This is a genomic window from Prauserella marina (assembly GCF_002240355.1).
Taxonomy (GTDB): Bacteria; Actinomycetota; Actinomycetes; order Mycobacteriales; family Pseudonocardiaceae; genus Prauserella_A; species Prauserella_A marina.
In genome coordinates this window covers 6,446,539-6,457,809 of the sequence record NZ_CP016353.1, presented here as the reverse complement: position 1 = coordinate 6,457,809, position 11,271 = coordinate 6,446,539, and the positions used below count along the sequence as shown (strand labels likewise).

The following is an 11,271-nucleotide window of genomic DNA, read 5'->3' as shown; positions in this document are numbered from 1 at the left end:
GCGAAGGGGTTTTTCCAGGAAGGCGGTGCGCGAGGAGAGCCGTCAGTTCCCCGGCAACAGCTCGGGCGCCTCGGCCCGGACGAGCGCGGTCAGCTCGCCGATGCTGGGATTGACGAGCGCGTGCTCCCCCACGAACACCGTCGGTACCGTCTCGTTGCCGTCAGCCACCGAACGCACCCGCGCGGCGGCCTCCGGCTCCTCCCAGATGTTGACGTCGGTGAAAGGAAGCCCGCTTCGCTCGACGTCGTCACGCAACATCGCGCAGAACGGGCACCCGGGACGCCAGTAGAACTCGATCTCGTTCGCTGCCACAACGCCACTGTAATCGCCGATTCGACGCGCTTGTCCCGCTCGCGCGAGGCAAGCTGAACGGCATGGAGAGCGCAGACTTCGACTCGGTCGCCGACGAGTTGTACGGCCTGAGGCGCGAGGAGTTCACGTCGGCGAGGGCCGATGCCGCCACGCGAGCGAAGAAGGCGGGCGAGAAGGACCTCGCCGCTCGGATCATGGGCCTGCGCAAGCCGACGATCGCCGCCGAGCTCGTCAACCGTCTCGCCAGGTCGCTACCGGACGAACTCGGCGAACTCACCGAACTCGGCGATGCTCTTCGCGGGGCGCACAGTGAACTGGCCGGCGACGCGTTGAGGGAACTGTCGAAACGCAGGCACGACCTCGTCGCTTCGCTGACCGCCGAAGCGACCGGCCTGGCGTCGGAGCAGGTCAGCGAGTCGGTGTCGCGCGAGGTGTCCGAGACGTTCGAGGCGGCGCTCGCCGAACGGCGGATCGCCGACGAGGTCGCGCTCGGCAGGCTCAGCACGGCACTGCGCCCCGAGGTGGGGTTCGGCGCGGACTGGCTCGGTTCGGCACCCGTCAAGCGCAGGGTGAAGGCGAAAGGCGAAGCCGCCGAACGCAAGGGCGCCGAGGCGAAGCGGCGCAAGGAACAACTCAAGGAAGCGAGACAGCACGCGAGCGAGGTGAGACGCGAACACGAAACCGCGAGATCGCGGTTGAGGGAAGCCGAGAAGAACGAGGCCAAAGCCAGGCAGGTCACCTCGGCAGCGCGTGCCGCCGTCGACGAGACACGCGTGAAGCTCGACGACGCGGAGGCCGTGTTGGCCGAGCTGACCGAGTTCGACTGAGCCGTCCGCGTCGCTCGCGGGCGCCCACGTACTGTCGGTGAGTGACCGTGAACGACGCACCCGAGATGAGGCAGATCCCCGGCGGCACGGTGACGATGACCGACCGGCGAAGGGAAACGAGCTGGTCGGTCGACCTCGGGACCTACGAGCTGGCTGCCACGGTCGTGACGAGGGAACGGTATGCCGAGGCGACCGGAGAGTGGCCGGGTTCGGCGACCGTCGCGGGCTCGCCGGTGGAAGGGGTTTCCTGGCTCGACGCCGTGCGTTTCTGCAATGCCTGCTCGGTGCGCTCCGGCCTGCGGCCGGCCTACCGCGTCGGCGGAGAACGTGACGGCCTGCCGGATGTCGAGTGGGACGAGACCGCCGACGGGTACCGGTTGCCGACCGAAGCCGAGTGGGAGCACGCCGCGCGGGCGGGAACGGTCGCGGCGAGATACGGGCCGCTCGACGACATCGCGTGGTATCGCGGGAACTCAGGGGAACACATCCATCCCGTCGCGGGCAGGAAACCCAACGCCTGGGGGCTCTACGACATGCTCGGCAACGTGTGGGAATGGTGCTGGGATGCCTTCGATGCCGTCGACCACCCCGGTTACCGGGTACTGCGCGGCGGCGGCTGGTTCGACGAGCACTGGAGTTGCCGGGCGTCGGTGCGCAGGCGCAGCCACCCCGATTTCCGGATCGACGATGTGGGGTTCCGGATCGCTCGCTCCGTGACTCGTTGAAAATCCGGACTGTCTTGGCAAGAGCGCATTGTCACCGCGAATTGTCGATGCGCGTGATTCTGGAGTGTAGGGTTGCGGCAGCCGACCAGGCTCGACAGTTGAGTCAACAACCGGTGGCAGCAGGAAAAGGCAAGCCAGGCATGACGAAATTCGTTTCCGTGTGGCTGTACGTGGCTCCCTTGACGGCCTATGTTCCAGGCGGTCCGGTGCCCATCGCGGTCGGAATCGGCAACGTCGGCGTCGGTGATCTCTGGTTTCCCGGTGTGCTCGACGGTTCGGAGTCCTCCATTCGATATCCCTATTACCGCCCTTCGATTTCCGAAGTGGAAACGGGAAGAATCGTCGCGGCGCCCGCACCGGCACGGCGGATGACGAAGGCGGACAGGGACCGGTCCGTGAGTCCCCTTCGACGGCCCGATTTTCACCGGCTCCGGCCTGGCGAGACCTTCGACCCCACCGAGGCCGGCCGATTTCGCGGGCTGGAGACCTTTTCCGCGTTCGTTCCGCGAAGCAAGGGGACCTACCGCTTCCGGCTGGACATCGAGACGACGGGTGAAAATCCGAATGGCTGGCTCGGCGGAGCGGGCCAGGACGCCTACGTCGACGAAGTGCTTCCCGTGCTCGCGAAGGTGCCGAGAGTGACCATTACCGCACAGCTCGATCTCGTGGTGTGACGCCGTTCCGGTCAGGCGAAGACGACGGTCGCCTTCGCCGCGCCCCTGAACGGAGCGAGCGCGCTCGCCTCGGCCGTGATGGCGTCACGGGTCGCCGCCGTCAGCGTGCGCATCGCCGACACCGTGATGGTGATGTTCTTGCCCTGTTTGCGAGGGCGCCACGTTCCGACGATCTCGCCCTCGCCGAGCACGACACCCGGGTTTCCCTGTATCCGCCAGATTTCCCGCTGCCGTGCGGTGCCGGAAACGAAGGCGGCGCGATCCCTCGTCGCGAGCAGGGGATCGTAGGGCGGCAGCAGCCGGACTCCCTCCGCCGAGGGTGGCGCGGCAAGCGCAGGAAGGTCTTCGGCGAGTAGCCATGCCGTCCGGCCCGCGTAGTCGACGGCGGTGAGTTCCCCCGCGATCAGCTCCCACGACGCCGCCGCGAACGAAGGCGAGACGCCTGCCCACGTGGCGAACGCGGTCTTGTCGGAAGGACCGTGACACCGCAGGTACCTGCGGACGATTTCGGCTCTCGCCGCCTCGGATGGCATGGCCGGAAGCGGTTCGCCAAGCCAGTCCTCGGTCAGCGCGAACAACGAGGCACCCTTCGTTCTCGGCACGATGCAGAGCACCCCGTGCAGGGCGACGACGTACAACGCGTAGCGCACGAGGCTCTCGCCATAGGTGTTCTTGCCGAGCCCGTCGGGTTCGGTGAAACCCTTGCGCGCACTGGACGGCAGTCGCTTGCCGACGCGTTCGGCCAGTGCGACGCCGAGCTCGTCCTTGGTGAGCTGTTTTCCGCCAAGCGCTTTCGGTAGTTCGTCGAGCGTCAGCGCCACGGCCTCACTTGCACTGAGGGAGAAGCGGTCGAGATGCCCCGACGCGCCGTTGATGAAGTGAAGGCACGAGGCGTCGTCGTCCGGCAGCAGCCCCTCGGTGAACACTGCCGTCTCGGCGAAGGGCACCACGTGCGGCGCTCCCCGCATGGCCCAAATGGTGACCAGCGTCTTACGTTCCATGACGGCGGAGTCGACGTCCTCGGGGGCCAGGTTCGCGAGCCGGGCATGCAGCGCCTGGCCTGCCGTACCCGGCGGGGTGTCCTGCACACCGATCGCGCCTGTCGCGTTCGGCAGTTCCGCCGAGGGCGACCGGTGCGCGAGCCCGTGTGCGGCCACCCGGTAGCCGACGGCCGCGCTGGGTGTGACGGCATCCATCCGCAGCACCCTAACGACGAGAAACCGACTTCGCCGTGCAACCGAATAGTCCTGTTCCGCCGTCCTTGCCCACATGAGGGTGTTGCCACTGTTGCTGGTGCTGTTGGTCGCGGGTTGCGGAGGCGGGGGTCAGGCCGGAACCGGGAGGGAATGTGCCCCGATCGGCACTCTCGTCGGGTTCGGCGTCGACGTCGAACCCGGTTTCTTCGCCGAAGGGCATGGCCCCGCCGAGCTGACCGCGTGCTGGGGCGGTGAGTGCCACGATGTCGACGTCTCCTTGAACGAACGGACCAGGTCGGTAGACGAGGGCTGCACCGGCGACAAGCCGGACGACGTGTGCTCGGCGAGGTCGGAACCCGCGGGAGGTTACGTCGCTTTCGTACCCGTTCCCGATCTTCCGGAGCAGCCGGTCGAGGTGACCCTGCGGCTGTGGGACGGTCAGCGCGAGCGGGTGCTGACACCCACCACCGTCACGCCGAAGATCCCTCAGCTCTCCGACACCTACTGCGGTGCGTCGGGTCCGCAGGCATCACTCGTCGTCGACGCGCGCGGCGCCGTCACCCAGAAGCCGTGAGCGGCATGCCACCGGCCCACCCCCGAGGAGGCCGGTGACACACCGCCGGTCAGCCGATGTCCCTTCGCCGGAACCCGGCGAGCCCCGCGACGAACAACCCGAGGGCGATCGCGGTCAGCCACACCAATGGCGTCACGGTCAGCTCGGCACTCGGCAGCTTGGGAACGTGCTGGTACGGCGAGACGTTCAGCACCGACTGGCTGACGTTCGCGACCGGCCCGAACAGGCTGATCAGCAGGAACAGCGAAGCGACGGCCCAGGCGAGCGCGGCGAACCTCGGCAGGAGGCCGAAGAGCGCGACCCCGGCACCGGCCACGACCAGCACGGCGGGCAGTTGTGCCATCGAGGCGCCGATCACCGACGGCACCTGGCCGCCGATGTCGTTGACTCTGATGCCGTGCAGCAATCCCGTGAACAGGCCGGAGACGGCAAGCAGCAGGGCGGTGCCGAGGACGGTGAAGACGAGGTGGCTCGCCGCGAACCCGAGCCTGCTGACCCTTGTCGCGAGCACCGGTTCGACGCGGAACGCCGTCTCCTCCGAACGCATCCGCAGGGTGGCCTGCACGGAGTAGAGCGAGGCGATCATCGCGACGATTCCAGCCATGGCCGCGATGAAGGAGTCGATCATGCTCTGCGAACCGCCGAGCCGCGCGAACATCTGTTGTGCTTCCGCGCTTTCGCCGATGACGTCGCCGATTCCGGCCGCGAGTGACCCAAACAGCGCGCCGAACACCGCGAAGCCGATGACCCAGCCGATGAGCGGGCCCCGTTGCAGGCGCAACGCGAGGGCGAAGGAGCTGCGGAGGCCGCGTGTGGCCTCGGCGGGCCCCGGCCGCGCGGGAATCAAGCTCATGCCGACGTCCCTGCGGGGCAGCAGGCGATAGCCGACCGTCGCGAGCACCAGCGCGGTTCCCGCCAGCAGCGCGAGCACCCACCAGCGTTCGTCGGCGAACGCCCTGATCTGTGTTGCCCAGCCGACGGGCGAGAGCCACGAAAGCCAGCTCGCCTCACGGGTCGCGTCGCCGACGGCACGTAGCAGGAAGGTGCAGCCGAGTACGGCGATCGCGATGCCGTTGGCCGTGCGCGAGTACTCGGCGACCTGTGCGGTGATCGTGGCGACGCCGATGAAGACGAAGCCCGACAGCGTCACCCCCGCCGCGAGGGCGACCGATCCGGCCGCGGGAAGTCCGGCGCCGACCAGGCTGGCGACCATGAGCAGGCCGGTGGCGAGGCTGCCGATGGCGGCGACGATCACGGCAGCGGTCAGCGAGGCGTAGCGGCCGACGACGGCTGAGGACAGCAGCTCCTGCCTTCCGGTGTCCTCTTCCTGCCTCGTGTGCCGGATGACGGTGAAGATGCAGGCCAGCGCGAGGAAGAGACCGACGAAGGCGCCGAAGCGCCATGCGGTGAACCCGCCTGGTGTGCTGAGGTCGAACGCTGGCCCGTACAACAGGGTGAGCGAGGGATTGCCGCCCATCGTCGCGGTCAGCCCCGCGCGTTCGGCCTCCGTCGGGTACAGCGCCTCGTAGGGGCCCGCGCCCGCCGAGGTCATCAGTCCGAGTACGAGTACCCAGACGGGCAGGATCAGGCGGTCTCTTCGCAGCGCGAGCCGGACCAGGTGACCTGTCCCCACGAGCTGACTGCCCCTCGCGACCGGGCTGGCCGTGGGAGTGCGTTCGAGGGTCGTACTCATGTCCTCGCCGCCTCGGAGTGCGTTGTGTCGGTGTAGTGCCTGAGGAACAGCTCTTCGAGCGTCGGCGGCTGGCTGGTCAGGCTGCGCACGCCGATGTCGGTGAGCTGGCGCAACGCCGCGTCGAGCGAGTGGGTCTCGACGTCGAACCGGACGCGGTTTCCCTCGACCTGTAGGTCGTGCACGTCGGGGAGCTTCGAGAGGCCGTTGGGGTGGCCCGCGAGCTCGGCCGAGATCGACGTACGGGTGAGGTGGCGCAGATCGGCGAGTGTCCCCGTCTCGACGGTGAACCCGTTGCGGATGATGCTCACCCTGTCGCACAGCGCTTCGACCTCGGCCAGGATGTGGCTCGACAGCAGCACGGTCCTTCCGCGATCGCGCTCCTCCTGGATCGCGTACTGGAAGGTGGCTTCCATGAGCGGGTCCAGGCCGGAGGTCGGCTCGTCGAGCAGCAGCAGTTCCACGTCGGAGGCGAGCGCGGCGACGATGGCGACCTTCTGCCGGTTGCCCTTCGAGTAGGTGCGGCCCTTCTTCTTCGGGTCGAGATCGAAGCGGTCGATGAGTTCCTTGCGCCGCCGCTGGCTGAGCCCGCCCCGCAGTCGCCCCAGCAGGTCGATGACCTCTCCGCCGGACAGGTTGGGCCAGAGGTTCACGTCGCCCGGCACGTAGGCGAGCCTGCGGTGCAGGCTCGCCGCGTCCCGCCATGGGTCGCCCCCGAGCAGGCTGACGTCGCCTTTGTCGGCACGCAGCAGGCCGAGCAGCACCCGGATGGTTGTCGACTTACCCGCGCCGTTCGGGCCGAGAAAGCCGTGCACTTCGCCCTTCGCGACGGAGAGATCGAGGCCGTCGAGCGCCACGGTCCTGCCGAAGGACTTGCGCAGTCCGGTGATGGAGATGGCGTTTTCCATGCCGCCGAAGCTACACTGATTTCACAAAGTTGTGAAGTTAAGAAAGTGTATGGATTAGGTGATTGAATACTGGGGGTATCGGAAAGGATGGACACATGTCGAGCAGGCCGCAGTCGCAGCGTGATCCGGCCGTGGGGCGGGACGAAGAGGCAGTTCGCAAGTACATCGAGAGCCTTGCGCTGACGCTCACGCAACTCGGTATGCAACGGATGTCGGCGAGAGTGTTCGCCGCGCTCGCGGTCTCCGACGACAGCAGGCTCACCGCCGCGGAGCTCTCCGAACAGTTGTCCGTCAGCCCCGCCGCGATATCAGGGGCGGTGCGGTATCTCGACCAGGTCGGCATGATCGTCAAGGAACGTCTGCCCGGCGAACGCCGTGACCACTACCGGCTCTACGACGACTTCTGGTTCGCCAGCACGCTCAAGCGCGACCGCATGATCCGGATGTGGCGGGACGCCACCGTCGAGGGAATCGACGCGGTCGGCCCGGACTCACCGGCCGGAGTCAGGCTGTCACACATGGTCGACTTCCTCGACTTCTTGATCAAAGAAATCCCGCTGATCTTCGAGCGCTGGGAACAACTGCGCGAACAGCGAGAACATCCCCCGGAGGGGTAGCGCGCGCGGGCCGAGAACGGCCGAGCGCGAAAAAAGTCGTACTGAGGGTGTATCTGAGACCTACCCCAGTGCGTCCTATGGGCGTCAGCTTGCTTCACCACTTGCGTTACGACCCAGGAGGACGCATGAGCCCCGAAGACCCGTGCGCGGCCGAGATCGCGGGCATCCGCGAGTCTCTTGCCGCGCTGGGCGATCCGTGGCGGTGCGGCGAAACGAAGCTGAGCAAGCTGTCGAGGGAGTGTCGCAAGGCGAGGCTCGGTGTTCCGGCGCCGTCGGCTGGGGAGATCACCGCACGCGCGGAGTTGCCGGCGAGGATGGCCGAGTTCGCGCTGGCCGCGAGCGCGCCGCGTGAGGTGCCTGCCGGTGAGGTCGAGCACGAGCCGACGCCGTGTCTTCCGGTTTCCTTCGACCTCAGGGATGTCGGAGGCCGCAACTACGTCACCGAGGTCAAGGACCAGGGCGAGGTGGGTTCGTGCAGCGCGTTCGGCACGATCGCCGCGCTGGAGGGCACGGCGGCTTTCACGAGGAAGGTTCCGGGGCTGCGGCTCGATCTCTCCGAAGCGCATCTCTACTTTGGACACGCCGTCGCGAGGGAAGCCATCCTGCCTGACGGAACGTGGCCTGACGAGATGTTCGCCGACTGTGTCGCGCTCGGCGTGACCTTCGGCGACTACTACCCCTACTACGACGACGGCTCCGGAGCGCTCAACCCCGGTTGGCCCGATCGCCTCGCCAAGGCCGAGGGGGTCGTCGACCTCAGCAGGGACCCTGCCGCTATCAAACGGCACATCCACGAATACGGTCCCGTCACCGCGTGCATGATCATCTACGACGACCTTTTCCATTACACGGGCGGGGTTTACCGGCACACCACCGAGGAGACGAGCGGCGGCCACTGCGTCGCGCTCATCGGGTGGGACGACGAGGCCGGTTGCTGGATCGCCAAGAACTCGTGGGGTTCCGAGTGGGGAGAGAACGGTTTCCTCAGGATCGCCTACGGCGAGGCGTACATCGAGGACTATCCCGACCCGAGGCCGACCACGCTCGGCTGCACAAGCGTGAACCTTCGTGCGTGGTTACCAGCCCAGCGCACACTCGGCCTCTTCGCGACGGCGCACGACGCCAACGGTTGGGCCTACCTGGAAAACCTCGGCTGGACCCGGATATCGGGTGGTCCGCACGGCACCACCAGCAAGCTCGCCCAGCTCACCAGCGCAAGGGTTCATGGGCAGGCGATCGCGCCGTTCATCGACGACGGCGAGCTCAGCATGATTCATCCCGCGCAGTGAACAACGGAGAAGCAGTATGACGATCGAGGACACGACGAACGACAACCGTTCCGAAAAGGACACCGAGGTGGCCGGGGACGTTGTCGAGCCGACCGAGCAGACGACCCCGCCGTCGCCTCCGGCGGGCTGGGAGCCGTATTCCCCGCCGCCGGTTGCTCCTTCCGGTTGGGAGCCCTACGGCCCGCCGCCGAGGCAGGTAGCGCCGACGGGCTGGGAGCCGTACTCGCCGCCGCCGGTCGGTCCAGCGGGCTGGGAGCCTTACTCGCCCCCGCCGAGGCAGGTCGCGCCCGCCGGTTGGGAGCCCTACTCCCCGCCGCCGAGGCAGGTCGTTCCCTCGGGTTGGGAGCCGTACTCGCCTCCCCCACGCCAGGTGCGTCCTTCCGGTTGGGAGCCCTACGGCCCGCCGCCGAGGCAGGTAGCGCCGACAGGTTGGGAGCCGTACTCGCCGCCGCCGGTCGCGCCCATGGGCTGGGAGCCGTACTCGCCGCCGGTCGGGCAGCCGGAACCGGTGAAGGCCAACAACGGCGCGGGTGCTCTCGCGGCCAAGGACGGCTGGACCGCGGGCAAGGCGATCACGAATCTCTGGTCGTCGAGCACGTCTCCCGGTGTGTGGATCGCGGTGCAGGGCGTGGGCTGGAAGCTGCTTTCGCCCGCTTCCGACTCGGGGCACAGCCACCTGACGCTGCTGGCGATGCTGGCGAAGAACTACCGGCTCGCCGTTTCCTATCACGAGGACGCGCGCGGACAGATCGATCAGCTCGTGGTCTGACGCTCGCGTCGGTAAGCAGGTGGTGGCCGGCAGACGAGGGGGCCGCCGGCCACCACCGCCGTTAACTGGGAGAGACGAGTGACTCTGATCCGGCTTGCGCAGTCCGATACGGGGAGGACGGCGGAACTGTGCACGGGGGACACCGTGGAGCTGCGGCTTCCCGAGGTCCGTTCGTCCGGATATCAGTGGCGCTTCGACCTTCCAGCGGGGGTCCGGCTGGTCGTCGACGAACATGTCAGTGGGGGTGGCGATCATCCGGCGCGGCGGTCCACGGGGGTAGGACCGCCAGGGGGAGGTGGGGTTCGCCGGCTGGCGCTCGACGTCGTCGACGCCGGTCGGCACCTCATCAAGGCCGAGTTGGCGCGGCCGTGGGAGGGCAAGCCGCGCCGCTCGGTCAGCTTCACGCTATCCGTTAGGCCATCCGAGTGAGCGATGTATCCCACTTCAATCAAGACGCACTTTTGGTCTGGCGAGCCGGAGATACTGCCAGCGCCGACTTGACTAGCCCGGGAGGCGGATGCGGTGACGGATGCCAGAACCGCAGAGGCAGACCCTCCATGGGAGGGGCTGCACGGCCATGACCTTTACGCGGCATGCATGCACGAAGCCCGCGCGGGTAACCGGCGGGCCATGGATCGCTTGGTCACCGAGTTGACGCCGCTGGTGTGGCAGGTGGCGAGAGGTAACGGGGTGGACAGGCACGCGGCCGAGGATGTCGTGCAGACCGTGTGGCTCGCCCTGTTCCGGCATCTCGACCACATCGCCGATCCAAGAGCGCTCGCGGCGTGGCTGATCACCACCGCGCGAAGGGAATCGCAGCGGGCGCCCGGCAGGAAGCCGGTTCCGTTGCCGCTCACCGAGGAGCTGGCCGAGACCGTGCCGAGCGCGCAGCCCGCGCCGGAAGCGGAAGCACTGAGGGCCGACCGGGATCGCCGCCTGTGGGCTGCTTTCGCGGAACTCCCACAGCGCTGCCAGGAATTGTTGCGAATGACGGTGCTCGCGGGCCGGGTCGAGTACCGGCTCGTCGCCGACGCGCTTCGCATACCGACCGGCAGCATCGGTCCGACGAGGGGCCGTTGCCTGCAACGGATGCGGAGCCTGCTGGATGCTCAAGGGGGCAGCGCATGAACGAGGGCGGCATCTACCCTGACGACCAAACGCTGCTCGCGGACCTGGATCGGCTGGTCCACGAACTGGACCCGCCGCCGCAGGGGCTTGTCGAACGCGTGCGGTTCGCGCTCGAATTGGAGGACCTCGATGTCGAGGTCGCCAGGTGGGAGCGCGCCGACCCGCTCGTCGGCGTCCGCAGCGTCGCTCAGGGCACGATCACTTTCACGGTCAGCGATCTCACCGTGATGATCAACCTGACCAAGCTCGGCAAGGGCAACCGGATCGACGGCTGGCTGGTTCCGGCTGGGCAGTATCGCGTCGAGGTGAGGGTCGCGGGCCACGAGTCGACGGCGACGATCGCCGATGACGTCGGCAGGTTCGTTCTGCACGATGTTCCACCTGGAACCACCCAGATAGTGGTATACATCGACGGCGTTCCGGGTCGCCGGACGATTGTCACGCCTGCTGTTGTGCTGTGAGAGTGCGTCCGGGAATCGTCCTCCGTGCGAGCGGTGATCCATTCGGATGCGTCGCAAGGCGGTGCCGCACTCGGAGGGAGCCATGACGGCGTCATGGTGAC

Annotated in this window: 14 protein-coding genes; 10 read left to right on the top strand and 4 right to left on the bottom strand. The window is 67.7% G+C overall.

Annotation, left to right across the window (positions count from 1 at the left end):
• Positions 1-42 precede the first annotated feature (42 nt).
• Complete coding sequence (locus BAY61_RS29970; RefSeq protein WP_091805428.1) at positions 43-312, bottom strand: glutaredoxin family protein; 270 nt, start codon at positions 310-312, stop codon at positions 43-45.
• Positions 313-374: 62 nt separating this feature from the next.
• Here BAY61_RS29970 and BAY61_RS29965 point away from each other — a divergent pair, with 62 nt between their 5' ends.
• From BAY61_RS29965 to BAY61_RS29955, 3 genes are all read left to right on the top strand, one after another.
• Positions 375-1,139 carry a hypothetical protein gene (locus tag BAY61_RS29965; protein ID WP_091805424.1) on the top strand — a complete coding sequence of 255 codons (765 nt, stop codon included), beginning with the start codon at positions 375-377 and terminating at the stop codon, positions 1,137-1,139.
• A 65-nt stretch (positions 1,140-1,204) separates the two neighbouring features.
• Entirely contained in the window at positions 1,205-1,864 is a 660-nt protein-coding gene (locus BAY61_RS29960; protein ID WP_091806484.1) for a formylglycine-generating enzyme family protein, read from the top strand.
• A 140-nt stretch (positions 1,865-2,004) separates the two neighbouring features.
• Entirely contained in the window at positions 2,005-2,538 is a 534-nt protein-coding gene (locus tag BAY61_RS29955; protein WP_091805421.1) for a hypothetical protein, read from the top strand.
• An 11-nt stretch (positions 2,539-2,549) separates the two neighbouring features.
• Here BAY61_RS29955 and BAY61_RS29950 read toward each other — a convergent pair whose 3' ends face one another.
• On the bottom strand, positions 2,550-3,734 hold the full coding sequence (locus tag BAY61_RS29950) for a winged helix DNA-binding domain-containing protein (protein ID WP_170140102.1): 1,185 nt from the start codon (positions 3,732-3,734) through the stop codon (positions 2,550-2,552).
• Between the two features lie 73 nt (positions 3,735-3,807).
• Here BAY61_RS29950 and BAY61_RS29945 point away from each other — a divergent pair, with 73 nt between their 5' ends.
• Complete coding sequence (locus BAY61_RS29945; protein WP_091805415.1) at positions 3,808-4,308, top strand: hypothetical protein; 501 nt, start codon at positions 3,808-3,810, stop codon at positions 4,306-4,308.
• A gap of 49 nt (positions 4,309-4,357) precedes the next feature.
• Here BAY61_RS29945 and BAY61_RS29940 read toward each other — a convergent pair whose 3' ends face one another.
• Both BAY61_RS29940 and BAY61_RS29935 read right to left on the bottom strand, forming a co-directional pair.
• Positions 4,358-6,001 (bottom strand): ABC transporter permease, encoded by a 1,644-nt coding sequence (locus BAY61_RS29940; RefSeq protein WP_091805412.1) that lies wholly within the window; start codon positions 5,999-6,001, stop codon positions 4,358-4,360.
• A complete protein-coding gene (locus tag BAY61_RS29935; protein WP_091805409.1) occupies positions 5,998-6,906 on the bottom strand; it encodes an ABC transporter ATP-binding protein in 909 nt (302 codons plus the stop codon). Before BAY61_RS29935 ends, BAY61_RS29940 begins: the two co-directional genes overlap by 4 nt.
• Before the next feature lie 95 nt (positions 6,907-7,001).
• On the opposite strand from BAY61_RS29935, the gene BAY61_RS29930 reads away from it, so the two are divergent.
• The 6 genes from BAY61_RS29930 (at position 7,002) to BAY61_RS29905 (ending at position 11,170) form a co-directional block, all read left to right on the top strand.
• Positions 7,002-7,523: a GbsR/MarR family transcriptional regulator gene (locus BAY61_RS29930; RefSeq protein ID WP_091805405.1), complete on the top strand. Its 522-nt coding sequence runs from the start codon at positions 7,002-7,004 to the stop codon at positions 7,521-7,523.
• A 125-nt stretch (positions 7,524-7,648) separates the two neighbouring features.
• Positions 7,649-8,812, top strand: coding sequence for a C1 family peptidase (locus tag BAY61_RS29925; protein WP_091805402.1), 1,164 nt, complete (start codon positions 7,649-7,651; stop codon positions 8,810-8,812).
• Positions 8,813-8,828: 16 nt separating this feature from the next.
• Complete coding sequence (locus BAY61_RS33190) at positions 8,829-9,581, top strand: hypothetical protein (protein WP_146225277.1); 753 nt, start codon at positions 8,829-8,831, stop codon at positions 9,579-9,581.
• Positions 9,582-9,659: 78 nt separating this feature from the next.
• The gene (locus BAY61_RS29915) at positions 9,660-10,010 is read left to right on the top strand and encodes a protease inhibitor I42 family protein (protein ID WP_091805396.1); all 351 of its coding nucleotides are present in this window, start codon (positions 9,660-9,662) and stop codon (positions 10,008-10,010) included.
• A gap of 93 nt (positions 10,011-10,103) precedes the next feature.
• The gene (locus tag BAY61_RS29910; RefSeq protein ID WP_091805393.1) at positions 10,104-10,709 is read left to right on the top strand and encodes an RNA polymerase sigma factor; all 606 of its coding nucleotides are present in this window, start codon (positions 10,104-10,106) and stop codon (positions 10,707-10,709) included.
• Complete coding sequence (locus BAY61_RS29905) at positions 10,706-11,170, top strand: hypothetical protein (protein WP_091805390.1); 465 nt, start codon at positions 10,706-10,708, stop codon at positions 11,168-11,170. Before BAY61_RS29910 ends, BAY61_RS29905 begins: the two co-directional genes overlap by 4 nt.
• Positions 11,171-11,271: the final 101 nt, after the last annotated feature.

Excerpts from the sequence above, each read along its gene's own strand:
- BAY61_RS29930 (WP_091805405.1), top strand. The coding sequence starts at position 7,002 with ATGTCGAGCAGGCCGCAGTCGCAGCGTGATCCGGCCGTGGGGCGGGAC.
- BAY61_RS29965 (WP_091805424.1), top strand. The coding sequence starts at position 375 with ATGGAGAGCGCAGACTTCGACTCGGTCGCCGACGAGTTGTACGGCCTG.
- BAY61_RS33190 (WP_146225277.1), top strand. The coding sequence starts at position 8,829 with ATGACGATCGAGGACACGACGAACGACAACCGTTCCGAAAAGGACACC.
- BAY61_RS29955 (WP_091805421.1), top strand. The coding sequence starts at position 2,005 with ATGACGAAATTCGTTTCCGTGTGGCTGTACGTGGCTCCCTTGACGGCC.
- BAY61_RS29935 (WP_091805409.1), bottom strand. The coding sequence starts at position 6,906 with ATGGAAAACGCCATCTCCATCACCGGACTGCGCAAGTCCTTCGGCAGG.
- BAY61_RS29925 (WP_091805402.1), top strand. The coding sequence starts at position 7,649 with ATGAGCCCCGAAGACCCGTGCGCGGCCGAGATCGCGGGCATCCGCGAG.
- BAY61_RS29905 (WP_091805390.1), top strand. The coding sequence starts at position 10,706 with ATGAACGAGGGCGGCATCTACCCTGACGACCAAACGCTGCTCGCGGAC.
- BAY61_RS29950 (WP_170140102.1), bottom strand. The coding sequence starts at position 3,734 with ATGGATGCCGTCACACCCAGCGCGGCCGTCGGCTACCGGGTGGCCGCA.
- BAY61_RS29960 (WP_091806484.1), top strand. The coding sequence starts at position 1,205 with ATGAGGCAGATCCCCGGCGGCACGGTGACGATGACCGACCGGCGAAGG.
- BAY61_RS29940 (WP_091805412.1), bottom strand. The coding sequence starts at position 6,001 with ATGAGTACGACCCTCGAACGCACTCCCACGGCCAGCCCGGTCGCGAGG.
- BAY61_RS29945 (WP_091805415.1), top strand. The coding sequence starts at position 3,808 with ATGAGGGTGTTGCCACTGTTGCTGGTGCTGTTGGTCGCGGGTTGCGGA.